The organism is Actinoplanes sp. NPDC051411 (assembly GCF_040682075.1).
GTDB lineage: Bacteria > Actinomycetota > Actinomycetes > Mycobacteriales > Micromonosporaceae > Actinoplanes.
Window position 1 is genome coordinate 14,151 of record NZ_JBFBAD010000097.1, and the last position, 22,980, is coordinate 37,130.

At 66.4% G+C, this 22,980-nt stretch carries 24 protein-coding genes; 19 read left to right on the forward strand and 5 right to left on the reverse strand.

Going from position 1 to position 22,980, the window contains the following annotated elements:
- Nucleotides 1-2: 2 nt before the first annotated feature.
- Together AB0M88_RS38125 and AB0M88_RS38130 are read right to left on the reverse strand one after the other, a co-directional pair.
- Entirely contained in the window at nt 3-2,519 is a 2,517-nt protein-coding gene (locus AB0M88_RS38125; protein WP_364110708.1) for a nitrate- and nitrite sensing domain-containing protein, read from the reverse strand.
- 268 nt (nt 2,520-2,787) lie between these two features.
- Nucleotides 2,788-3,588, reverse strand: coding sequence for an SAM-dependent methyltransferase (locus AB0M88_RS38130; RefSeq protein ID WP_364110709.1), 801 nt, complete (start codon nt 3,586-3,588; stop codon nt 2,788-2,790).
- Nucleotides 3,589-4,691: 1,103 nt separating this feature from the next.
- On the opposite strand from AB0M88_RS38130, the gene AB0M88_RS38135 reads away from it, so the two are divergent.
- Both AB0M88_RS38135 and AB0M88_RS38140 read left to right on the forward strand, forming a co-directional pair.
- Nucleotides 4,692-5,993 carry a helix-turn-helix transcriptional regulator gene (locus tag AB0M88_RS38135; protein WP_364110710.1) on the forward strand — a complete coding sequence of 434 codons (1,302 nt, stop codon included), beginning with the start codon at nt 4,692-4,694 and terminating at the stop codon, nt 5,991-5,993.
- Nucleotides 5,990-6,907 carry an aminoglycoside phosphotransferase family protein gene (locus AB0M88_RS38140; RefSeq protein ID WP_364110711.1) on the forward strand — a complete coding sequence of 306 codons (918 nt, stop codon included), beginning with the start codon at nt 5,990-5,992 and terminating at the stop codon, nt 6,905-6,907. The genes AB0M88_RS38135 and AB0M88_RS38140 overlap by 4 nt, the downstream gene beginning before the upstream one ends.
- A gap of 413 nt (nt 6,908-7,320) precedes the next feature.
- Here AB0M88_RS38140 and AB0M88_RS38145 read toward each other — a convergent pair whose 3' ends face one another.
- Nucleotides 7,321-7,701, reverse strand: coding sequence for a hypothetical protein (locus tag AB0M88_RS38145; RefSeq protein ID WP_364110712.1), 381 nt, complete (start codon nt 7,699-7,701; stop codon nt 7,321-7,323).
- Nucleotides 7,698-9,005 carry a helix-turn-helix transcriptional regulator gene (locus AB0M88_RS38150; RefSeq protein ID WP_364110713.1) on the reverse strand — a complete coding sequence of 436 codons (1,308 nt, stop codon included), beginning with the start codon at nt 9,003-9,005 and terminating at the stop codon, nt 7,698-7,700. Before AB0M88_RS38150 ends, AB0M88_RS38145 begins: the two co-directional genes overlap by 4 nt.
- 169 nt (nt 9,006-9,174) lie before the next feature.
- On the opposite strand from AB0M88_RS38150, the gene folE reads away from it, so the two are divergent.
- The 16 genes from folE (at nt 9,175) to AB0M88_RS38230 (ending at nt 21,449) form a co-directional block, all read left to right on the forward strand.
- Complete coding sequence (gene folE / locus AB0M88_RS38155) at nt 9,175-9,795, forward strand: GTP cyclohydrolase I FolE (protein ID WP_364110714.1); 621 nt, start codon at nt 9,175-9,177, stop codon at nt 9,793-9,795.
- Nucleotides 9,792-10,538 (forward strand): 7-cyano-7-deazaguanine synthase QueC, encoded by a 747-nt coding sequence (gene queC / locus AB0M88_RS38160; RefSeq protein ID WP_364110715.1) that lies wholly within the window; start codon nt 9,792-9,794, stop codon nt 10,536-10,538. The genes folE and queC overlap by 4 nt, the downstream gene beginning before the upstream one ends.
- Nucleotides 10,539-10,931 carry a 6-carboxytetrahydropterin synthase gene (locus AB0M88_RS38165; protein WP_364110716.1) on the forward strand — a complete coding sequence of 131 codons (393 nt, stop codon included), beginning with the start codon at nt 10,539-10,541 and terminating at the stop codon, nt 10,929-10,931.
- Entirely contained in the window at nt 10,928-11,722 is a 795-nt protein-coding gene (locus tag AB0M88_RS38170; protein WP_364110717.1) for a 7-carboxy-7-deazaguanine synthase QueE, read from the forward strand. Before AB0M88_RS38165 ends, AB0M88_RS38170 begins: the two co-directional genes overlap by 4 nt.
- A gap of 232 nt (nt 11,723-11,954) precedes the next feature.
- Nucleotides 11,955-12,440 carry an SUMF1/EgtB/PvdO family nonheme iron enzyme gene (locus AB0M88_RS38175; RefSeq protein WP_364110718.1) on the forward strand — a complete coding sequence of 162 codons (486 nt, stop codon included), beginning with the start codon at nt 11,955-11,957 and terminating at the stop codon, nt 12,438-12,440.
- A complete protein-coding gene (locus AB0M88_RS38180; protein ID WP_364110719.1) occupies nt 12,437-12,937 on the forward strand; it encodes a DUF6884 domain-containing protein in 501 nt (166 codons plus the stop codon). The genes AB0M88_RS38175 and AB0M88_RS38180 overlap by 4 nt, the downstream gene beginning before the upstream one ends.
- On the forward strand, nt 12,934-13,500 hold the full coding sequence (locus AB0M88_RS38185) for a phosphoribosyltransferase domain-containing protein (RefSeq protein ID WP_364110720.1): 567 nt from the start codon (nt 12,934-12,936) through the stop codon (nt 13,498-13,500). Before AB0M88_RS38180 ends, AB0M88_RS38185 begins: the two co-directional genes overlap by 4 nt.
- On the forward strand, nt 13,497-14,627 hold the full coding sequence (locus tag AB0M88_RS38190) for a glycosyltransferase family 4 protein (protein WP_364110721.1): 1,131 nt from the start codon (nt 13,497-13,499) through the stop codon (nt 14,625-14,627). Before AB0M88_RS38185 ends, AB0M88_RS38190 begins: the two co-directional genes overlap by 4 nt.
- Nucleotides 14,628-14,715: 88 nt before the next feature.
- Nucleotides 14,716-15,384 (forward strand): PIG-L family deacetylase, encoded by a 669-nt coding sequence (locus tag AB0M88_RS38195; RefSeq protein ID WP_364110722.1) that lies wholly within the window; start codon nt 14,716-14,718, stop codon nt 15,382-15,384.
- Nucleotides 15,384-16,094, forward strand: coding sequence for a WbqC family protein (locus tag AB0M88_RS38200; protein WP_364110723.1), 711 nt, complete (start codon nt 15,384-15,386; stop codon nt 16,092-16,094). Before AB0M88_RS38195 ends, AB0M88_RS38200 begins: the two co-directional genes overlap by 1 nt.
- Nucleotides 16,091-16,918 (forward strand): RNA-directed DNA polymerase (Reverse transcriptase), encoded by an 828-nt coding sequence (locus AB0M88_RS38205; RefSeq protein WP_364110724.1) that lies wholly within the window; start codon nt 16,091-16,093, stop codon nt 16,916-16,918. The genes AB0M88_RS38200 and AB0M88_RS38205 overlap by 4 nt, the downstream gene beginning before the upstream one ends.
- A 313-nt stretch (nt 16,919-17,231) precedes the next feature.
- Complete coding sequence (locus AB0M88_RS38210) at nt 17,232-18,233, forward strand: glycosyltransferase family 4 protein (RefSeq protein WP_364110725.1); 1,002 nt, start codon at nt 17,232-17,234, stop codon at nt 18,231-18,233.
- Nucleotides 18,234-18,338: 105 nt separating this feature from the next.
- Nucleotides 18,339-19,166, forward strand: coding sequence for a 5'-3' exonuclease H3TH domain-containing protein (locus AB0M88_RS38215; protein WP_364110726.1), 828 nt, complete (start codon nt 18,339-18,341; stop codon nt 19,164-19,166).
- A gap of 23 nt (nt 19,167-19,189) precedes the next feature.
- On the forward strand, nt 19,190-19,723 hold the full coding sequence (locus AB0M88_RS38220) for a 3'-5' exoribonuclease (protein WP_364110727.1): 534 nt from the start codon (nt 19,190-19,192) through the stop codon (nt 19,721-19,723).
- A 912-nt stretch (nt 19,724-20,635) separates the two neighbouring features.
- Nucleotides 20,636-21,133: a hypothetical protein gene (locus AB0M88_RS38225; RefSeq protein ID WP_364110728.1), complete on the forward strand. Its 498-nt coding sequence runs from the start codon at nt 20,636-20,638 to the stop codon at nt 21,131-21,133.
- Nucleotides 21,134-21,269: 136 nt separating this feature from the next.
- The gene (locus AB0M88_RS38230; protein ID WP_364110729.1) at nt 21,270-21,449 is read left to right on the forward strand and encodes a hypothetical protein; all 180 of its coding nucleotides are present in this window, start codon (nt 21,270-21,272) and stop codon (nt 21,447-21,449) included.
- 327 nt (nt 21,450-21,776) lie between these two features.
- Here the strand turns inward: AB0M88_RS38230 and AB0M88_RS38235 are convergent, their stop codons facing one another.
- Nucleotides 21,777-22,031 carry a hypothetical protein gene (locus AB0M88_RS38235; RefSeq protein ID WP_364110730.1) on the reverse strand — a complete coding sequence of 85 codons (255 nt, stop codon included), beginning with the start codon at nt 22,029-22,031 and terminating at the stop codon, nt 21,777-21,779.
- On the opposite strand from AB0M88_RS38235, the gene AB0M88_RS38240 reads away from it, so the two are divergent.
- Nucleotides 22,014-22,980, forward strand: a 967-nt coding sequence (locus tag AB0M88_RS38240) for a hypothetical protein (RefSeq protein ID WP_364110731.1), incomplete at its 3' end; no start/stop codon positions are given. The two genes, AB0M88_RS38235 and AB0M88_RS38240, sit on opposite strands and share 18 nt — an antisense overlap.

The following is a 22,980-nucleotide window of genomic DNA, read 5'->3' on the forward strand; positions in this document are numbered from 1 at the left end:
GATCAGCCAATCTGCCGAGAGGAAGGGGACGTAGACGTGCGGGCGGCAGTGCGGGTCAGGGCCGCCATTCCGCGCCGGGTCGCGGCACGGTTGCGTTGAGCGGGAACCACGGGCGCCGCGGTGGCCGGCGCCGGGATGGTGAACTGTCCGGGACGGCGCACCGGCAGCCCACTCGGCGTCGACCGGTCGGCTCCGGTCGAGACCGTGGCCAATGCCGCGGTGGCCCGCTGTGCCGCTTCTGCGGCCGCCTGACCGTCCCGCCATACCTGCGGCACCATCGGTACGCCTTCGCCGCTATCACCAGAACGGAAATAGGGACTGTCGTGGACCACCGCGTCATAGATGTCGAGTCGTGGTGACCCCTCGGCGCTGGCAGGCTGCCTACCCGCGACGGGCAGCAACGCGGTGTCTTCGATCAGCGCCGACTGGGTGGGGGCTGCTTCGAGTCGACGGTCGATGCCTAGTGTGGCTGGCGGGATTACCTGCGGTGAGTCGGCCGCTGGGACCTGGCTCAGATATCGTGCCGGCTCGGGCAGACCACGGATTACCGGGACGTCCGGGGGGTCGACGTCGACCAGCAGACTCGACGGGATGATGACCTCGGCGCTGGTCCCGCCCATTTCCCGGTCGCGGAAGCTCACCTTCACGCCCAACGGGGCGGCCAGACGGCCAATGACGGGGATACCCATGTGCCGGGCGGCGCTCGCGAGATCGAAGTCGGCGAGGTCACGTTCGATCTCGCCCTTCCTTTCCGCAGGCATGCCGACACCGCAGTCGTCGATGTGCACGTACAGCAGGTCTCCGAGCCGGACACCGGAAACGGAGACGAACTGGTTGGGGGGGCTGAAGTACAAGGCGTTGCCCAACAGCTCTGTCAGGATGTGCACGATCGCGTCGACGGCGTCCGGCACGATGGCCCAATCCGCGGTGACCTGCGAATCGTCGACCCGGGTCGACGCACCCTCGGCCCAGCTGATCGCCGCTTTGACGACGTTCTGCACAGAGGTCGCGTGGTCTACCGACTGCTTCGGCCGGGCGCCCGCGATCACCAGGAGGTTGTTCACGGTGCGGCGGGCGCTGGTGGCTTGCTGGTCAGCGGCGAAGAGCAACTCCAGCCGCGCAGGGTCCTGCTCGTCGAGTTCGAGCCGGTCCATGCTCGCGGTGATCTGGTCGACCACAGCTTGGAAGCGGTAGGCCAGCGACCGCATGATCTGGTAGGTCAAGGCCCGAAGTGCTGCCTGCTCGCCGGCGAGGCGGGCGGCAACAGCGGCGACGTCGTTGAGCGCGACGGCCACCTTGCCCACCTCATCGTTGCCGTGCACCGGCAACGCCCGGCCGGCTCGCTGCACCGCGTCCGCGACCCCATGTTCATCGGGCCTGTCGTGGATCAGCTCGTTGACGATTCCCGGCAACCTGCGATTTGCCAGGTCGGTCGCACCCCAGTGCAGGTCATCCAGCGGGCGAGTCATGGATCGGCTCAGCCGCCAGGCGGACACCGTCACCAGCGCGAGTGCTAGCAGAACGGCGCCGCCCAGCCACATGATTTGACGGCGTTCCCGATCGCGTTGGGCGGTAACGTCACGGACCAGGGACGCGTCTACCTCGTTCTCCAGCCCGTGCAGCTGAGTCATCCGCGCGCCGAGCGCGGCGGCGAACGCCGTCGGCGTCGTGCCCAGCTCCAGCGGATTACTGGGCTGGGCGCTGACCGCGAGCGCCTGCAACCGCTCACCGGACACCACGGCCCTATTGCCGGTCAGCGCCGACAACTGCGCCTGCCACTGCGCGGGCGCGAGCTGCCGAAAATCTTCCAGACCCTGCGCGAAACTCGCGTCGTTCGCGACCAGCTGCTGCTGCTCCGCCGAGGTCAGCGTGCCCGTCCCGATCGCGGGCAACGCCCCGACCTGGACCAGAGCCAGCCCTTCAATCGCCTGCGACAACGTCGCGCTCGCTCGCAACCCGTCCGCCGTGTCCGCGTCCACACCCAGCTGACTCATCGTCGCTCGGTAGGCCAGCAGGTCAGCGATCAAGGCCCGATAGCGGAACACGATGACACTGGCGGTGGCGTCTTGGCCGCTGCGAACCTGCTCACGCAGCAGCGGCAACCCGGTCAGCTGCTCCTGCACTCGGCTGATCACCGGTTGCAGCCCGGGTGGTACCCGCACGCCGCTCAGCGCCGCGCTGAACTCGTCGCCGGCTGTGTCTGTTTGTTGAGTCTGCTGCTGAAAGCCGTCCACCGCCGCGTCGCCGGCGGACCTGGTCAGCACCAGCGCAGCTGACGCCCGTTCTTGTTGTAACTGGCCGGCGAGCTGGCCGGCGAGCTGGCTCAGGGCGACGAGTTGCCGGGCCTGTTCCGCGCCGGCAGCCGCCGACTGGGCGCCGTAAGCGATCAACCCTGACAGGAACAAGATCGCAGTCACCGGCGTCACGAGGAGCAGTGCGAGCTTGGCTCGAATGCGCCGGTCGGCTAGCCGCCAACCGCGGCTCGCCTTGCCGGAAGCCGGCGTTGCGGCCGCAGTCACGCGCCTACCCCTGTCGATCGCAGCGTGCGCCGGCCGCCGATGCGTGCACAGCCTCGTTCGCCTCGCGCTTGATCCTCCTCGCGCGTATGGCCGGGCCATGGAACGCAAGGCGTTCGTTTAAGGTCATTCCAAGACAAGTCTAAAGTGGACTCTCCTGGTAGGGAGGGCCCGAGCACACAAATCATCGGTCGGTCCTTCGCCGGTAGGACGTTGACGGGTTCAGGTCTTCAGCACAACGCTGTGCTGCTGTAGGCAGGTCGCCTCTTCGTCAGCGCACTTTTCGGGCGACGAAGGCGTACATGCCGATGTTGTGATCTTCCAAAACTTCTTGCCCAGGATCAGGGCGCCAACGCTGCACAGGAACGATCCCGGGAGCTACCACCTCGAGTCCGGCGCTGAATTCGGCAACTTCCTGATCGGTTCGCAGCTTGAAGGGCTCGGCCGCGACGGCCGTGCGGACAAGTTGTTCCGCATCTGGTCTGAGTAGTCGAGCAGCGGCGTGCGACATCGCCAGGTAGCTACCCGGTGCCATGGCCGCTACCAGCGTCTCGACGACGTGCTTGGCAACGTCATCGTCCGGAAAGAAGTGCAGGACTGCTACCAGCAGGACAGCGACCGGCTGATTGAAGTCCAGGATTTCAATGCCGCTAGCGGCAAGGACCTCTTCGGGGGCGCGCGCATCCGCGTCGATATAGGCTGTGCGCCCTTGCGGCGTGCTGGTGAGCAGCGCCCGCGCGTGCGCCAGGACGATCGGATCGTTGTCGACATACACGATCCTCGACTCCGGAGCCACATTCTGGGCGACGTCGTGGGTGTTGCCCGCCGTGGGCAAGCCCGTACCGATGTCGAGGAACTGACGGATGCCCGCCTCGCCGGCCAGGAACCGGACCGCGCGGCCGAGAAACGCGCGGTTGGCCTTAGCTGCGTCCCGAATTCCGGGAAAGGCTGCCGCGACTAGATCACCGGAGGCACGGTCGGCCGCGAAGTTGTCCTTGCCACCCAACCAGTAGTTGTAGCGGCGTGCCGGGTGCATGGTGGCCGTGTTGATGTCGGGATTCGGTCGCGTCATCTCATCTGTCCGAGAGTCAGGAATTGATCGAAAGACCGGAGGGGTTCGAGCTGATAAATTCCCGGTGGGGCTGCAGGGTGCCGCGCCGCGCCCGTTGGGGGGCCCAGGGCTGGGTTCGGCGGTCGGGTCCATACGACAACCCCACCGGAGCTACCCCTGCCGTGGCCCCGCGAGTGTGCGGGCGTTGGGCGGAAGTTCCATTGCGTCAAGGACGCTACGTGTGCCGCCGCAATAGCCGCACATCGGCCGAGTCGCATCTTGATAGGTCACCGTAGATTCCTCGTACGGATGTTGATCAGACTTTTCACTGACCGCGTCGGTCGGTAGTTTCGCCCAGCCGCAGCGCCAGCAAGATCGCTCAACGCCACGACCGGGAGCTCATAGAGCGCCGTTATACAAATTGCTGGGACAGGGCGGCCGATTTTCTTCGGGAGGCTCGGTCCACTCAAGAAACCTTCGCCACAGAACCTGCGGGCTCAGCGCTGCGAGGTCTCGAGCTGCGCGCTCCATCAGGACGGAGCAATAGATCGCGAGCTTGCTCCACCCGAGGTCAAGGAGGAGGTCGTTCCGTGCGATCTCGCACGGCCACGTCGATCCGCAGGAAGAACAAAACCAGTCCGGTATGTACACCTGGTGGACGTGCTTACGCAGTCTTTCAATAACGTCGAGGTCCCCCACCGCCGCCCAGAGCAGCGCTGCGGGAAGAGGCGGAGTGCCACCGACCCAGCCACTTTCCGACACTGTTTGACCACCGTCCCCGGCTATCGTCAAGCCGCCACCTAATACACTGATGCTGGCTTCAGCATGGTAATTCCTGAACATGGTTAGCCTCGCTGGGGAGAGAACCTCGACGGATCGTCTCGGTCCGTCCTGCAAGTACGAAGGTGCCATTTTGGCAACGGTGAGACAAAGCCGCCCAGACGATCATCAACGCCGATCTCCCCGTTGATCGGCAGAACTGATCGGCTCGGCCGATCACCTGTTCCCCATAGGGCGATTAAGAGTTACCCTTCGACAACGCATCCTGACGCTACGGAGTAGCCGTGAACACGACGCGATCCGACGTCGGCGCACCCTCGCCGGCTACATGGGAGAGTCCAGAGATGCGCTTGGCGCTGCGCAACCACGACCTCGCCCTCGTGTTCCGCAGGTTGAAGAGCCACGGATACTCCCAGCGCAACATTGGTGAGCTCACTCGGCAGTCGCAATCGGAGATCTCCGACATCATGAGCGGCCGAGAGGTCTTGGCGTACTCGGTGCTGGTACGCATCGCCGACGGCCTTGCTATCCCACGTGGGTACATGGGACTCGGAAATTATGATCATGAAGTCCACACACCCGTCGAAGACGCGCTCACCGCTGGAGTGGCGGGTCCCGATGAAGCTGAGGAGATACGCTCCGCACTGAAGCATGCCGCTGAGGTGATGATGGGCACCTCCTTGCCCGAGACCGCGCGATGGTGGCAGCCGCTGACCGAATCGCGGACGCCGATCCCGAACCGGATCGGTAACGCCGACGTTGCGAATCTTGAGCATCTGACGCGGATACTGCGGGCCGTCGACTATCAGAACGGCGGAGGCTCCTGCCGTGACGCCGTCATCGCACAGACGGTGCACGCCCGAGCGATGATGAGCGCTGAGTGCACTGACGACGTCCGTCGACGACTTCACCTTGCCGTTGCCGACCTGCACAACCTGGCCGGCTGGACATCATTCGACGTCGGAATGCACAGCACCGCCCGGATGCACTTCTCGCTCGCCCTCGAACAGGCCAAGGCGACCGATAACCTGTCGCTCGCGGCAAACATCCTCTACCGGCAGGGCCGGGTTCACCTGCACGGCGGACATCTTGATCAAGCGCTGCGGTTCTTCCAGCTCGGTCAACTCGCCGCTCAAGACGCCGACGACGCTCTCACCGTGGCGATGCTGCACGCCAACCTCGGCTGGACGCACGCCATGATGGGAAACCGAGGCAAGGCACTCAGCGCGCTGGGTCGCGCAGAAGACGAGTTTGTCCGAGGCGAAGACAATCTACCAGCATGGGTGGCCTTCTTCGGGGCAGCCGACCTCTCTGCGCTTTCAGGAATGGTCCACAGCTTGCTCCCAGGCGAGGCAAGTTCGGAGAAGGCGATCGCGAGCCTGACTGTCAGCATCGAAGCACGAGGCGATGGAACCGCGCGCAGCACAATCTTCGAGCTAACCGCGCTGAGTGCCACAAGACTCGACGCCGGAGATACCTCGGGCGGAGTCGCAGACGGCAGTCGCGCCGTGACGCTAGCCGAGCAGGTCAGGTCCGTGCGGACGATCGATCGCCTGAAGCCGCTGCTGGTCGCCGCCCAAGCCCACGCAGGCGACGAGTCTGTAGATGACCTTGCTCATCGCATTGCTATCCTCCAAGGGGGATGACGAGCGATGCTTCTCCGCCGAACGCGCGGATCACAGACGAGCGGCTACACGCAGTGCTTGAAGGCGTGCAGGCTGTCACTGGTTTAGAGGTGGCGGACGCTCAACTTATCAAATTCACCAATAACGCGGTCTTTTTCCTGCCTCATGCTCATGTAGTAGCGCGAATCGCCGGATCAGCTACTATGGCAGACCGTATTATGAAAGTCATCAAGGTCGCTAGATGGCTAGAACTCGGCAGCGTACCGGCAGTCAGGCTTCTCGAAATCGAGCAACCGCTGGTCATCGACGACCTGCATCTCACGCTTTGGCACACTGTTTCCGGCGGCGGTCCAAAGCCGACCGGCGCTGACCTGGCAACAATTCTCCGGCAATGGCATCAGCTTGAGCCTCCGCGTGAGGGCTTACCCGCATGGAACCCTCTCGAGGAAATCCGCAGCCGCCTTGCCGAGCCGGACGGCGTCGAAGCCGCCGACGTAGCCTACCTTCACGGCGAATGCGACCGAATAGAAGCTGACCTGGCACGGTTGACCTACGTCCTACCTGCCGGACCAATCCACGGTGACGCTTTCATGGGGAATCTAATCGACGGAAAGTCCGGCCCAGTAATCTGCGATTTCGACTCAAGCTGTGACGGGCCGCGCGAGTGGGACTTCGTCCCCCTGGCAGTTGGTAAACTGCGTTTTGACTATCCCGGCGACAATTACGGAGAACTTGCCGATGAGTACGGATTCGACGTAACACAGTGGTCCGGCTTTCCAGTCCTGAGACGGCTGAGAGAACTGAAACTGGTCACCAGTCTTGTGCCCGTTCTCGGGAGCAGAGACGTATTGCGTCCGCAGTGGCAAACCCGTATGAACAGTTATCGCAGCGGCGACCAGATCACACGATGGTCGACCTACGTTGGCGCTGCTTGACATTGCCACATTCGCGGCCGAAGGCCAGACCGACGCGCAGAGATGTAGCTACTGACGTCGCGGGCGCAGTGATGCTGCCAGCATCACCAGCCCCGAGTAACTTGCAGCGACTTTGATGTGCGGCCAGTTCACGCTGAAATCGCCCAAGGCCATGCCCAAACCCACTAGGTCGCACTATATCACCCCTAATCCGACCCGACCAATCTCCGCGAGGCTCGCGAGTTTTAAAAGCGGTGCTGCGGGCGCTACTTAACTGCATACGCTCTGGGAGTTCCAGCCGAGTGTCGGCTCCCCCAAAGCTCTCCCGTCATGACGAGTCCGCAGTGCGATGAACAGCACTTAGCATCTCGTCGGTCGATTGCCGGCTCCGACGCTGGAACGCGGCGAGACCGATCATGAAAAAGCTCAAGCGGTCAGCCAGGCACTCCATCGGTCGTCGCGGCCTGCTCGATGGCGTCGAATATGTCCGCGTCGGCCTCCCGCTGCCATGCAGGTAGATCGTTCCAGTCGGCGACGTACGAAGGCTTCGGGTCGCCGAAGGCTCGGTACACCTGGGCCGTCCAGCACAGCGCGATGAACCGGCCGCGTTGCTCGCGACTGAGTTTGGCGACCGCTCCTTCGCTGGCGTCGATGAAGGCCAGCACCTGACCGCAAACCGCGGCTGCGGCCTTGCGTTCCCAGTCGGCGGTCTCTTCCCATGGAGTGATGTAGCCGGGTTTCGGTACGCCGGGGTAGTGACGCTTCACCCCGTCGATCCAGGCGTTACGGAACAGCTGGCCTTGGTCGATCGTCATCGGCTCTCCGGTTCGTGCGCTGTGTAGGCGGCGGGAAAGACGCCAGCGATCCGGTCGTCGAGTGCGGCGATTCGTGGATCGCTATTAAACGGCGTCAATCGTGTCTGCAACGCCCGAAGTTTACGGCCTACATAGCCGAGTGAGTTCGACTGCACGGCGAGATTGATGGCGGCATGGCCGTGAACCAGGATTTCGTCTGGGTCGTGACGCCGGACACCGATCGCAGCTAGGTCGGTCAGCAGGCTGCCTCGCCGGCGGACGGATGTCGTGCGCTTCAAAGCTGTGGTCAAAGCACCGGCAGCGAGCTCAGGTTGGTCTAGCGCGAGATAGCAGGTGCCGCGTTCTTCGTCGAGGCGGCTTCCATCGAAGCGTAGCCAGCCGCCGGGGCTGGCGGAGGTACGTAACCCGGTGACTTCCTGCGCGGTGTCCAGGGCGCGTTGGCACCCGTCGGCGTCGCGGAGAGCTGCGGCAGCTTGGGCTTGGACGACAGCTACCCATTGTCGGGTGGCCAGCTGGCTGTCGCCGCGGGCGGCGACGCGGGCGGCGGCGTCGAGGATCGCGCGCGCCTGGCGGTGTTGTTGGTCGTACATGCTGACGTAGCCGTGTCGGGTCAGCGCGCAGGCCCACTGGTCGTTGGCTCTGCCTTCTTTCGCAGCAGATGCGGCGAGGTTGTAGCAGTGCACGGCGTCGGCGTACTGGTCGTTGTCGAAGCAGATTTCGCCGGCCAACTGGAACAGCTCGCTCGCCAACGTGCACAACTGCTGGTGCTCACCGTCGGACGTTGCGGTTTCGATTCGACCGACGAGTACGCGAAGCTGGTCGAGCACCAGCGGGTAGAGCAGCCGTTTCGTGGTGGACAGGCCGAAGACTTGCCACAGGTGGCTGTTGAAAGCTTTCAGGTGGTTAGGGTCGCCGGGGTGCTGGGCATTGGCCCGTTCGTCGGTCTCCACGCCGGGTGGCAGGAGGATCAAGGCTCCGGCGGTGCCCAGGAGGCGAAGCAGTTCGCGGCGGTACATGTCGGTGACACCTGTCGTGTGTGGATCGTCCACGACACCGCCCGTTGTGGCGCGCGCGGGTGCGGCGGGTCGGTGCTCGCCGTCATGGATCAGTAGTTCGGTCAGCTGTTCAGGGTCGACTTGGAGCGCTTTGCTGAGTCGTTCTCGGGTTTGCGGTTGGGGTGTGGTCTCTCCTCGTTCGATACGGCCGACCGTGGTTCGGTCGGAAATGATCAGGGCCGCGAGCCGTTCCTGGCTCAGGCCCAGTTCCTCTCGGCGCCGGATCAGAAGGCTGCGTTTGGATGCCATGAAGCACCTCCGCTGAATCCGGGCCCCCGCAGGTCAGCCTACGGGACGCCGGGTGTTCGGCCAGAGATGCGGCCGAGATGCATCACAGATGCCTCATCGGTGCCGTGTCCCATCGACGGTTATCTGGGTTTGCTGAAGGGGTCCCCGGAGCTCGGATCGGAGGAACCCGGTGAGCACCACCTACCCTGACCTTGATCATCGTGCCGCTGTTGTTTCCGCAGGTGGCGGCCAGATCGATGCGGCGGCGGCGCAGGAAGCAGTCGCGGCGCTGCTGCGGGCGCTCGGCGTCGACCAGGCCACCGAGATAGCCGCACGGACACCTGCCCGAGCCGCCACTGGCCTGATCGAGCTGCTCAGCGCACCTAGCTGGGAGTTCACCACCTTCCCCAACGTCGAGGGGCACCACGAGCTGGTCCTGGAGCAGGACATCGCGTTCACGTCAGTGTGTGCGCATCACCTGCTGCCGTTCTCCGGCCATGCCCACGTCGGGATCTACCCGGGCAAACGACTGGCCGGGCTGTCGAAGATCGCCCGCGCGGTCACCACCTTCGCGGCCGGCTTGCAAGTCCAGGAAGAGCTCGGTCAGCAACTCGCCGGATTTCTCGAGCAGCACCTGGAATGCCTGGGCGTCGGTGTCGTCCTTCAGGCCGAGCACCTGTGCATGACCCGACGCGGGGCACAGGCCGCCGGGACGAGAACCACCACGATCGCAACCCGCGGCCGACTACGCACCGACGCCGCCGCCCGGGCGGAGCTGCTGACCTTGATCACTGCCGGGAGGACCGCATGACCACATCCACAACCACTGGTGCCGACCTGTTCGCGCCGACTGCGCCGATCCGCCACGCCGTCGCCGTTGTCTCCGGCGGCCTCGACAGCACCACCCTCGCCTACTGGCTACGACAGCACACCGACGAACTGACCCTCCTGTCGGTCGACTACGGACAGCGCCACGCCAGGGAACTTCAGTTCGCGCAGGCCACCGCTGCCGCGCTCGGCGTGGCCCACCATGTCGTCGACATGACATCGGCCGGAGCGCTGCTCGGCGGATCCGCGCTCACCGACGCCGCCGTGGACGTGCCGGACGGCCATTACACCGATGCATCCATGGCGGCCACCGTCGTGCCGAACCGCAACGCGCTGCTGCTCGACCTTGCCGTCGGGCTCGCCACCACAATCCGAGCAGACGCCGTCGCATTCGGCGCGCACAGTGGCGATCACGCGATCTATCCGGACTGCCGGCCGGAGTTCCTCGACGCCTACCGCACGATGGCGCTAATCGCCGGCGCTGGCTTCCTGGTCGACGACTTCCAGGTACTCGCCCCGTTCTTGACGGTGACGAAGACCGACATCGTCGCGCTCGCCGCCCGCCTGCACGTCCCGATGGAAAATACGTGGTCCTGCTACCGCGGTGGCGACGTCCATTGCGGCACCTGCGGCACCTGCACCGAACGCCGCGAGGCGTTCACCGACGCTAGGGTCCCCGATCCGACCACCTACGCCAGCACCGCACCGGCGAACCCGGCGGCATAAATGTTCCGGATCGGAAAGCAGTTCGGGTTCGAGGCCGGGCACTGGCTGCCCGGCCTGCCGGACGGGCACAAATGTGCCCGGCAGCACGGTCACTCCTACACCGCGGAAGTGACGATCGCCTCGCCGGTCTTGATCGAGCCCGGTTTCGTCGTGGACTTCGGCGACCTCGCCCCGCTGAAGCGTCATCTCGACCAGTACTTCGATCACCAGTTGCTCAACGACGTCGTCACGGTCGCGCCGACCAGCGAAAACCTCGCGCAGCTCGTCTTTGAGTGGTGTTGCAGCAATCTCCCCCTGCCTGCCCGCGCCGTCGTCGCGTCCGTGCTGATCCGGGAAACCTCCGGGACGTGGGCGATGTATGAACCCGACTCTGCTGAGAGGACATCCTCATGACTATCGGCTCCTCCTCGGCCGTCAACGCTGACAAACGAGTGCCCGTCGCCGAAACGTTCTACAGCTTCCAAGGCGAAGGGGTGAACTTGGGCCGTCGGGCACTGTTTCTGCGTTTCTCGGGGTGCAACTTGACCTGCGGCTATCCGTCCCTGCCCCGCGATGCCGCGACCGATGCGACCGGGGCCATGGTGTGCGACACGGAATACACGTGGAACACAGCACGGCATGACTTGAGCACCGCCAGGCGGCTGACCAGCGGCGAGGTGTGGGCTGAACTGATCGCGCTCGACCCCGCCACGAACGACTCAAGCCTGCCCGTCGTGGATCTGATCGTCGTTTCCGGCGGCGAACCGATGATGCGCCAGAAGGTCATCATCGACGTGGCCAGGCGCGCGCATCCCGACGGCCGCCAGGTCGAGATCGAGACAAACGCGACGATCCCACCACGGCCGGAACTGATCGAGACGGGAGTGTTCTTCAACGCCGGGCTCAAATTGGCCAGCAGCGCCGTACCCCGGGCCCGCCGGATCAAGCCCGCGGCGATCGTCGCGCTTCAGTCGACCGGCCGTACCCGGTGGAAGTTCGTCATTACCGGGCCAGACGACCTGGAGGAGGTCAGCGCGTTACAGGCCGAGTTCGGTCTAACCGAGGTGTGGCTGTCCCCGGAAGGCACCACGCCGGGCCTCGTGGTCGACCATATGCGGATCGTCGCCGAGGAAGCACTGCGCCGCGGCTGGCACCTGACGACCCGGCAACACGTGCTGATCTGGAGTGACGAACGTGGCCGGTAACCGCGTGGCCGAGGAAGTTGGGCCTGGGCAGGGGCGTCTTTTCCCGTCGACCGGCTCGCGCGTGTGTGGAATCAAGCCTTGCCTCAATCAGGCTGACCCGACGGGAAGCGTCCCTGCCGCCCAGGTTGCCTTCAGCCTAACCGCAGACACCCCGCGATGGATAGAGGTCGATGGCGGTGTCCTGCCCGCCGCCCGCTGGCGCCCGTCGACCACGGTCATGGACTTGCTCTGGATGAGCACTCCCGTCACCGTCGGCCAACTGACCGGCAGCGCCCAATCCGGCCACTGCTGTCCCCGATCCGTCACCCTTCCGGCCACCGGAATGACCCTCGCCCACGCCAGCCAGATCGCTCACCTGCTCGGCGGCCGCCTCCCCACCTCAAGCGAATGGGAGTGGATGGCCGGGGCGGGCATACGCCTGTACCCATGGGGAGATCACGAACCCGACCGGGGCGGAAGTTGGGCAAATATCCGTGGGGTCGGTCCGGACACGATCACGCCCGTCGGGACGTTTCCGTCCGGGGCCACCCCGGAAGGTGTACTGGACGTCGCCGGCAACGTCTGGGAGTGGACGAGCACGCCCGCCGGGATCGGCTACGTCGTACGCGGTGGCTCCTACCGCGCCGTCGCGCTCTACGCCCAGTGCACGTTTGCCAACGAGGTACCGGCGACGCTGAGCTCGCCAGGCATCGGTGTCCGAGTGGTGCGGGAACCATGACGCTCACCGTCAACACCATCAATCCGCTGCCGATCCGGCCGCGCAGCACCGACCCGATCGATTCGCGGCTCATCATCGTCGCCTGCTGCGAGCGCAAGCGCCCCACCGACCGACCGATCCCCGCCTTGCAGCTGTACGACGACGGCTGCATCCCGGCGCTGCGGACCCGCCTCGGCCACCATGCCCGGCTCCGCGGGCGCATCCGGATCCTGTCCGCCCGCCACGGACTCGTGCACGCCGATACACCACTGCTGCCCTACGACCAGGCCCTCACCCCGGCGGTCGCCGACCAGATCCGGGCACAGGTCAACGCGGCGCTGGCCCGCGACTTCTCCGCGACCGGCACGCCCAGCGAGGCGCTGATCATCGTCGAGCCGCTCTACCTGATCCCGCTCGCCGACCTGTTGACCGTCGGAGCCCGCATCCACTGGATCCCGAACTACTTCACCGGCTGGCCTGAGGCCAGCGCCATCCTCGATACCTGGAGCTGGCCATGACCGATCCCCGCAACGCTGTGACCGCGCCCCCGCAAGCTCAGCGCACCTTCGAAGGGAAACGAATCTGGCAGCTGGCACCTGAAGCGTTGAGCCGGGCAATACAGCTGATCGCGGCCGCCGAAAGTGCCCACCGCCCGGACCTGATCATCGGCATCGCCCGCGGCGGAGTCACCGCCGCCCGCCGACTTGCCGACGCCATGCAGATCCCATACATGATCATCAACGCCCGGCACAACGCCGACGATCGGCTGGAGGTACCGGCCAGCGGAAACGTCGTCCTCGACTCCGAACCGGACCTGCCGGACATCACCGGTAAACGGATCCTCGTAGCCGACGACATCTGCGGCACCGGAGCGACCCTCGACGCCGTCCGCGCCGTCCTCGAAGAACGCGGCCCCGCCGCCACGGTCCGCTGCGCGGTGCTGTGCCGCAACATCGGCTCCCCACAGCAGCCCGACGTCTGGGTCTGGGACGTCGCCGACTGGACCGTCTTTCCTTGGGAAACGACCCCCGACCGGCCGACTGAGCTCCTTCCCCTGCCTGCGGCAGTGAGGCAGCCGTGAATAGCCGGTCCCCGATCACCGTCGCCATCGTCCTGCTCAGCTACACCCCGGACGCTCCGGCCGGCCTCGAACGCAGTGTCGCCTCGTTGCAACAAGGACTCTGCGAGCTCGGCCACCGGGCCATCATCGTCACCACCGCCGCGAATGTCCCGGACGGCGGCCACCACGACCTGGTCGGGCTTACCTCCATCAACGTCCCGTCACCGGCCACCGAGGAACAACTGCTCGCCGCACTGGTCGAACCTGGACCCGTCTGCGCCGAGCTGACCGACCTGCTCACCCGCCACCACACCGACGTGGTCTGCTGGGCCGACGCCTCCTGGGGACTGGGCTACCTCGCCCCCGCACCGCCCGGCGTGCGCACCGCGCTCAACCTCGCCGTCATGCGCACCGACCCTCTCTTCCGCCAAGCTCTCGACCGGCAGCCCACCGCCGTCATCACCCCGAGCCCCTACATGATCGGCGAAGCCGACACGGCCGGCTACGACACCGCCATCTGGCACCAGGTCCCCAACGCCTTGCTCACCCCGGGGCAACCACCGAACCCCGCTCGTCGCGAACAGCTACGCCGATCAGGCCCAGTGCGCATCGCGGCCCGCGCTGAACCACACAAGGGCATCCTCGAACTCATCAGCGCCGTCCCCGATGACCTCGATCGGCCGGTAGAGGTCGCGTTGGCCGCCGCCGGATTCGAATACTGGCCCGGCATGCAAAACAGCGTCATCGCCGAGTGCACCACCGCCGCCCACCGGGCGCCTGGCCAGGTACTGATCCTACCTCCGTTGCCCTGGCAGGCGATCCCAAGCTTCTTCGCCGGCGCAGCCGTCACCATCATCTCCACCACCAGCCCCGAATCCTGGTGCAACAGCGCCGCCGAAGCCCTCTCGGCTGGCACACCCGTGATCGGCTACGACTTCGGGCACGTCCCCACCCTTACCGGCCCCGCGGGCGTCATGATCCCCCCGGTACCGCCCGGCGAGCCGGCGACCGCACTATGGCAAGCCACCACCAGCCTGCTCCGTGGCAGAGACGCCTACCACCACGCGAGCCGGCACGCGCCGGCCCAGGTCGCCGCGCACACCCCGACCGCGGCCGCCCAGGCATTCCTCGCCGCTGTCGGACTCTGACCCCTTCTCGAAGGGAAAACCTGTGAACCCCACCCACCCCGCCGAACCGATCAACGGCCCGTTGCTCGGCCTACACCCCGGCCAGCGGTTGCTCACCGTCGCGGGTCACCCCGATGACGAGACCATCGGCCCCGGCGGCACCCTGCACCGCGCCGCGCAAGCCGGCATCGTCGTTGATGTCCTCGTCGTCGCCTGCTGCACCCACCCGATGTTCGGCGGACACAGCGACCCGCACCTGCGAGGCAAAGAATTCAACGCCGCCTGCGACCTCCTGGGTGTCACCGGCCGAGTAATCGCCTGGATCGACGAGCAACAAGGCCGCAACCCCGACAGTCACCTGACCGAGCTCGTCGGCCTGATCGAATCCGGCACCGCCGTCTCCCTGACCGAAACCCAGCCCGACGCCATACTCATCCCGGCCGGCTCATCCTTCCACCAGGACCACCACGCCACCCACCGAGCCGCCATCGCGGCGGCGAGACTCGGCGGCACGACCCGACACACACCCCGCATCGTGCTCGGCTACGCAGGACCCGAAGACATCTGGAGCGCCACCGACGAACGCCGCGTGGTGACCATCGATACCAGCGCCAGCTGGCCCGCCAAAGAGCAAGCAATTCGGGCGCACGCCTCCCAGCTGCGTGACTGGCCGCATCCCCGCAGCGTCGAGGGCATCCGCACCCTCGACGCCGCCGCCGGCCTGTCGATCGGCACCGACTTCGCCGAACAATTCGTCGCCTACCGAATCGCTTGCTGATGACCGACATCCATGCCGGCCGCGTCCTCGTCGCCCACCAGCCCGCCTACCTGCCATGGGGCGGCTACTTTTCCCGACTGCTCGACGTCAACAAAATGATCATTCTCGACCACGTGCAGTTCTCCGAACGCGGCTACCAACACCGCAACCGCATCCCTGATCGACACGGCGGCTCGCAGTGGCTGACCGTCCCCGTGCAACGCAGGTTCGGGCAACCGCTGCGCGACGTCCGCATCGCCGATCCCACCTGGAGCCGCCGACACTGGCGCACGCTCTGCCAAACCTATGCCCGCGCCCCGCACTGGCCCGACCTCGCCAGCCGTCTCGAAGCCGTCTACAGCCGGCAATGGACCCACCTTGCCGATCTGGACATCACCCTGACCGGCGCGTTGCTCACCGCGCTGAACATGAACGTCACCTTGATCCGATCCAGCACGCTACGCCCCGCCGGTACCCGCACCGACATGCTCATAGACCTGTGCAAGCGCACCGGAGACCGCACCCTCCGCGTCGGCACCGGCGCATTGAACTACCTCGACCATGCCGCCCTACACGCCGCCGGCATTCGCATCGAGGTCGCCACCTACCACGACCCTCACCCCGCCAACGGCACGGCCATGTCAGCCATCGATCTGCTCGCCCACTACGGCCCCGGCACCCGGCAACTGCTGCGCGCCGGGACGGCGATCACCACACCCGTGATCGCATGAACCATCGAGCCTCCGCCCGAACGATGCGCCATCCGGCCGCACACACCCTCATGCCTCTGGTCGTCGACCCGAAGCGGCTCCGACATTGCGCCCGCGCCATGATGCGCAACAGCGGCAGTCCCGGCGCCGACGGCGTCACCTGGGCGCAGTACCGCCACGATCTCAACAATCGCCTCGCCGACCTGGCCGCACAGCTGGCCGACGGTTCTTGGACGCCCGGACCGCTACGCACACTCATCCTGCCGACCTGGGGCAAAGACATCACCATGACCATCCCCACCGTCGAGGACCGCATCGTGCACCGCACCCTGCGCGAAGCCGCCGAACCCGTACTGGTCGCCGACGCTTACCCCAACTGGATGTACGGCTGGCGCCCTCGAGCCGGACGCCTCGACGCCCTACCCGTAGCAGCCGACCACCTCGCCGCCGGCCGCACCTGGGTCGCGGACCTCGACGTCGCCGGATCCACCCGCGCCGCCGACCTCGAAGCCCTCCTCGACGAACTGGCCCGCTGGATCAGCGACGGCACCTACCTGCGCCTGGTCCGCATCGCCGTCGAACATCTACCGACGCCACTGGACTCCGGCAGCGGCCTGACCCCAATGCTCACCAACATCCGGCTCCTGCCGGTCGACCAACAACTGACCGATTTGCCCATCCTGCGGGTCACCGACAACTACACCGTCTTCTGCAACGACCGCGTCCAAGCCGACGCAGCCGCAGACCGAGTCACCGCCGCGTTAGCCGCCTGTGGTCTGCAACCCCACCCGAGCAAATCCCAGGTCTGGCAGCCCAACGCCGAAGACCTCTACCTAGCCGGATGATCCCATGACACCAGCCCACGAACCGGTTCCCTCACGTGCGTTGCTGTGGTGCACGTTCAACGGAGCAGCAAACTGCACCAATGGAATAGGCCGCCAAACCCAGACCCTGCTCGGCGCCCTCGACCGGCGCTGGAGCGAACTGACCGCCCGCACCGGAGACTTCATCCCGTACCTGGCCATCCCCGAACCGGGACCGGCGACCTGGGCGTACGACCCCGACCGCCTCTCCCGAACCCGCGCCGTCGTCGAACAGCGCGGCGGGACGGTCATCTCTCTGCCGTACGACACGTCCGCCGATTTCTGGAGCGTCCCGGTGTGGCGCCAGCTGTCCGGCAATGCCTCCCGCACCGCCAGGCAACTCGCCGCCCAGCACGCCCACGTCGCGGTGGTCGCGATTGACACCCCGTTCGCTGGCACCGCCCGCGCCTACCTGGACGCCGGCCCGCTGGCCCCGGACTGCGGAACGGTCAACATCATGCAGGCCCTGTGCGGAACCGCCCGCCTGAACCAGCATGATCCGGACCTGGCCCAACTTGCCTGGGAACAACGCGCCCTGAGCGCCGCCGGCCACCACGGCGTCACCATCGCCGATATCAGCCCGACGTTCACCGCCCACCTGCGCGACGAGTACAACGTCAGCGCCGCCCACCTGACTCGCTTCCCTTGCAGCCTGGACTTGACCGATCCCGATTTGCAACCCATGCCGCCAGTCCAGGCACGCCGAGTAGCCGCAGCCTACGGCGTGCCACTCGACCGGCCCACCGTGCTCGCCGTCGGCCGCACCGACCCGGTCAAGGGACTCGATCAGCTCATCACCGCGCTCATCCCGTTGGCCGACCTCGTGCATCTGGTCGCCGTCATCGTTCCGTTCGACAAATCCGACCCGCTCACTCACGCCTACCAGCAGCAGATCGCCGACGCCGGCATCCGCGCCACCTACGTCGACCGCTTCAGCCGGGAACTACCCAGAGCACTCGCCAGCCTCCCGAACACCGCCGCTGTGGCGTGCCCGTCGCGCAGCGAATCACAGGGCTACCTACCGCTTGAGGTCGCCCTCTGGGCCCGGCACGGCGGACCGATCGTCGTCGCCCCTGCCCTCGGCGGTTTCACCGAGACGATCATCCACGAGCGCACCGGCCTGCTGTACGACCCGGAGACGGCAGAGGGGCTGACGGCGGCCATCCTGGCGGCCATCAAACTGCCGGCAGAGGCTCGGACGGCCATGGCTCAACAGGCGTACCACCGAGTCACCCGCGAGCGCGACGTCGTGACCGCATACGCCGACACGCTGTCCTCCACGCTCTTACCCGCCTGAGCCGTTCGGTACGATCCGAGCTACTCCCGCGCCCGCTGGTGCAGGAGCGCCCGCCTCCGCCACGGTCATCGGCGCAGTTACGCCGTGCCCACCGGAGGAACCACTGTGAGACCACGACTGCTTGCCGTCGACGGTCACCACCTGCTGTACCGATCCTGGTTCGGCTTCCCAACGCGCATCCGCTCACGCGACGGAACACGCGACCTCACCGGCATCTTCGGCTTCCTGGCCATCCTGCGTAAAACCCACCGCGAACTGCTGCCTGACGCCGAGATCATCGTCGCGTTTGACGGCGAGCACGCCACCGATCACCGGCGCAGCCAGGATTCCAGCTACAAAGCGACCCGCGCCGAGATGGACCACACGCCAATCGCCTCGTTGAACTCAGTCAAGGACGCCTTGACCACGATCGGGGTCGCCTGGATCGAGCTCGACGACCACGAAGGCGACGACGTCATCGCCACACTCAGCGCCTCGGCCGAAGCCGAGGGACGAACCGTAACCTGCTTCTCCGGCGATCGAGACCTGCACCAACTCGCCGCTCCCGCAGTTACCATCCTGACCCCCGACCGGCGGTGGATCACCCCTGAAGCCGTCCTCGCCCGCCACCACGTCACCCCCGCACAATGGCCGGACTTCCGTGCCTTGACCGGCGATCCGACCGACAACATCCCGGGAGTTCGCGGAGTCGGACCACGCACCGCCGCCACCCTGCTCGCCGGAGGAATTCACCTCGACGACCTGCCCGACAGCGGACGACTCAACAGCGCCCGCGGACAGGCCATCACCAGCATCTGGGATCAGCTTCTCACCTGGCGTGACCTGATACGCCTGGACCGCCAGGTGCCCCTCAAACCGGGACTGACGACCGGATTGGCGACAGCCGAGCTACCGCGTGCCGCGACGATTCTGGAAACGTTGGAGTTGTGGTGAGCCCGTCAAATGCGATGACAAAAGTGTTCCTCGACACCGAATTTATCGACACCGGGCGAATCATTCAGCCGATCAGCATTGCGCTGGTCGCCGAGACCGGAGCTGAGTATTACGCCGTTTTCGCCGATATCGATCTCCACCAACTCGCCCGCCGCGCGTGGCTCAAAGTCAATGTCGCGCCGCACCTGCCGGTCCGATCGATCGCCAGCGGCTGGACCTGGGATCCACATCACCACGACTTCACTGCCGTCAAACCGCGAACCGCCATCGCGCAGGACATCGTCGCGTTCTTCACGCCGCTGAAGAAACCGCAGGTCTGGGCCTACTTCTCGCCCTTCGACACGATCGTGCTCACCCAGCTCTACGGCCCGCTCGACGAATTACCAAGCGTTATCCCCGCCTTCACGCATGACCTTATGCAAGAGGCCGAACGCACCGGCATCCCCACGCCGCGGCAGAAGGCCGGCACACACCACGCACTACTCGATGCCCGCCATAATCTGACAGTCGCTCGAACAATCGGACTACTTCAGTCGCGTGCCCTGTCCGGCCGATGAGCGGCAGCCGACGTTGCGAGATGGCCCTCGCCGACCCGCGGGCACATCGAGCGTCGACCGCCATGAGGCCCTGCCGCCCGGCTCATGGGAAGGACCGCGGCCACAGCACCGGGCTGAACGAGGCCCGCAGATCCATCCACCCGCTGGCTCCCGACATCCCCGACTTCAGCGGACTGCGGTTGCTCGTACTGCGCCGCCGCACTCCGACCGCAATCACTTGTGCGGCCTCCGGCCATGACGAGCTCGAATCCAAGCCTCGCCGACACTGGTGATCTCCCCGCGGGGACCCGGCTCCTGAAAGTGGACCGTCGCGGCCGAGGCCCGGCGCCACTACTGCCGGGGCTGCGCGCCGATCGAGCAGCCGGCGGAAGGTCGCGCTGGATTGCTACCGGAACCCCGGATCGGGCCGCCCCGCCCGCACCCACCACCGGGGAGTGAACAGATACCAGACTCACCTGTTCCGGTTCCCTTTCCGGCCACGAGCCCTTCGCTGAGAAGCGGTATGAGCACCGTCCCTCCCAGGGACCGCGGTGATGCCGCCAGCATCAACGCAATGCCCTTGACGAGTTTGCCCAGTACAACGCCGCCGAGTGGGCGCGCGCAGCGCGGGAGAACGCCGTCGGGTGGACCCGCGATCTGGCCGCGTGGACGGGCCGATGGGCCGATCCTTGAGCGAACTTTTTACTGGCTGAAATTCCGGAGCCGCGAACTCAGCAGCGCGCTTCTACCCTCGTGTCGAGACGACCTCGTGGCTCAGTCTGTCACCGGCAAAACGCCGATCGGGGCGCGGCGTAGGCGGGCGAGCCGGTAGGGCTTTGTCGATGGACGCGCGGCGAGTAGAGCTCGCGGAGGGTTTCAGGTCGCAGGGCGCCGGCCGGATAGGCTCGGTCTATCTCACGGAGCTGGAGCGAAGTGATGGACCTAGACGGGGGAACCGGCGAGAACAAGGTGGTCCGGCTGTTGCACCGGCAGGTCGTGGTTGCGCGTGCCCGTGAGCGGGTCCGGTTAGCGGCGGCCGCCTCGGTGGGGCCGGCCGCGCTGGCCGGGAGTGTCCTGATCTCCGCTACCGGGTTCGCGGCGCCTGGCTCGGCAGCGGCGTCATTCGTTCTGCTCCTTCTGGTCTTCGGACTGCTGATCGCTGTGTGCGGCTGGTGGATCGCGCGGACGTGGACGTCGCGGATTCCACCGTGGCCGCAATGGCGGTGGATGGCCCCGGCCGGTGTGGCAGCTTCGCTGCTCGTGCTGGTCGTCGTTGTCGTGCTGCTGGCCCCCACCTCACTGGCCACCGCAGTGATGTTTGCGGTGATCGTCATCGGCGCTCTGGGGCTGTTGTGGGTCCGCCGACTCAGCCTCGATCGGCGTTTTGAAGAACTGGAGCACCAGGTGGCTGTGGCGGTGGGCTATCGATAATCGGGTACGCGAGGTGACCGGTGGGCTCGGTCCTGCCGCAGACGTACCGATGGCCGGCTGCGTGCACGTGGAAGCCTGCGGTTAGTCGCTGCGCAGCCGTCACTTGCGTTCTCGCGGCCAGCTCAGGTCGACCGCCGTGCATCGCTTATGCTCGAGTTCCGGCGAGCAGCATGCTCTCGACCAGCCTGATCCGCCGATCGGGAGCAGCGGCTACCCGGCCCGGCGGTTGGCCGCCGTCGACAAGGCCGTCGCGTTCCAAGCCGACATCGGCCGTGCCCGCCGCGCCGGCGGCGCCTCCACCTCGCCGCCGGCCTAGTCGGTTATCTCCGGGTCTTACATCGGCCGGCACGTTCGTGACGCGCCGCGGGTCGGCTCACTAATGACCATGGTCATGATCGTGGCGGCGTAGCAGGTCCCACTGGCGGCGTGTCGTCAGCACTTGGCCGAGCGCTTCGTGGAGTTCGCGGAGAACGTCGACGTCGGCTCTGCTCCACTCCCGGACGTGTCTGGTCTGGCCGGGGTCGAGGGGGACCCCGACGGCGAGCATCGCGGCGAACGCCTGCGTGAGGCGGCGTGCGGCGGCGAAGTAGGCGACCCGGGCCCGGTCAGCCTCGCGTTGCGCGTTCGTCCCCCATCAGAACGGTCAGTGCCGTCCGGTCGACGTTGACCCGCCGGTCGTTATCTGGCGCCAGTCGCGCAGCTGCGGCGCCACGGTGTCGAGCATGCGTTGAAGCATCAGCCGGGCGTCGTCTTCGCGGTCGAAGTAGTGGGTTACTTCGCGTCCGTCGGAGCCGCCTTCGCGGCCGAGGAGCTGCCAGCCGGTCGGGGTTTGCAACAGGTAGACGTCGCGGCGGGCGATGCCCCAGCGCCGGTTGAACCAATGCTCCTGGTGCTCCATGCCGACACCTTAGAACACCTGTACGATAAACGTCAGTTCTGGTTCTGGTTCGCTGCCCCTTCCCCGGCAGCCCGCGGCACGGAGGGGAGGAACAGTATGCCCGCCTGGACGGGTGCCGGCCTGATTGCCGGTAAGGCCGACGTCGAGTCGGCGATCGCCGCGATCAACCAGACCTATCGGGCCGGGACAGAGGCGCTGGCGTACGCGGTCCGGACCGCCGGTGACGCCGAGCTGACCCCGGATGCGTCCCGGCTGCTGCCGACGATCGAGGAACTTCGACCCCTGCTGCCGTGGCCGGGTGGTCTCCTGCGAGGCGCGACCGTTGCCGCGATCGATTCGTCGAGCCTTCAGTTGGCCTTGCTGGCGGGGGGAATGTCGCAGGGCAGCTGGGCTGCGATCGTCGGTCAACCGTGGTTCGGCGCCGCTGCGGCTCAGGAGTACGGCGTGCCGCTGGAACGACTCGCCTTGGTTCCAGACCCGGGACCTGACTGGCCGACCGTCGTCAGCGCCCTGATCGACGGCGTCGACCTGGTCATCGTTACCGTGCCGGACCCGGCCACCGGCATTGTCAGGTCCTTGCAGGGCAGGGCCAGGGAGAAGGGCTGCGTGCTCGTACCCACCGGGCGGTGGCCGGGCTCGGATCTGGTCGTCGAGCGCACCGCGGTGGAATGGGCCGGTCTCGGCCAGGGCCGGGGCCGGCTGAAGTGGCAGAAAGCCACCTTCCAGGCGTCAGGTCGAGGCAAGGCCAGCCGGCCCCGAACTGTAGAGATGATCTTTCCTCCGTTGTCGGTGCTGCGTGACCAAGGCCGCCTCGCCGCCGACGCGGTCGGGGTGCCGTGGGAATCACCGCTGCTCCGACCGCCGACATGGCCGTCACCCGAGGCGACCACCACCCGAGAAACGACGCCGCCGAACCGTCGCCCCGCGCCGGGCGCCCAGCCCCCCCAGT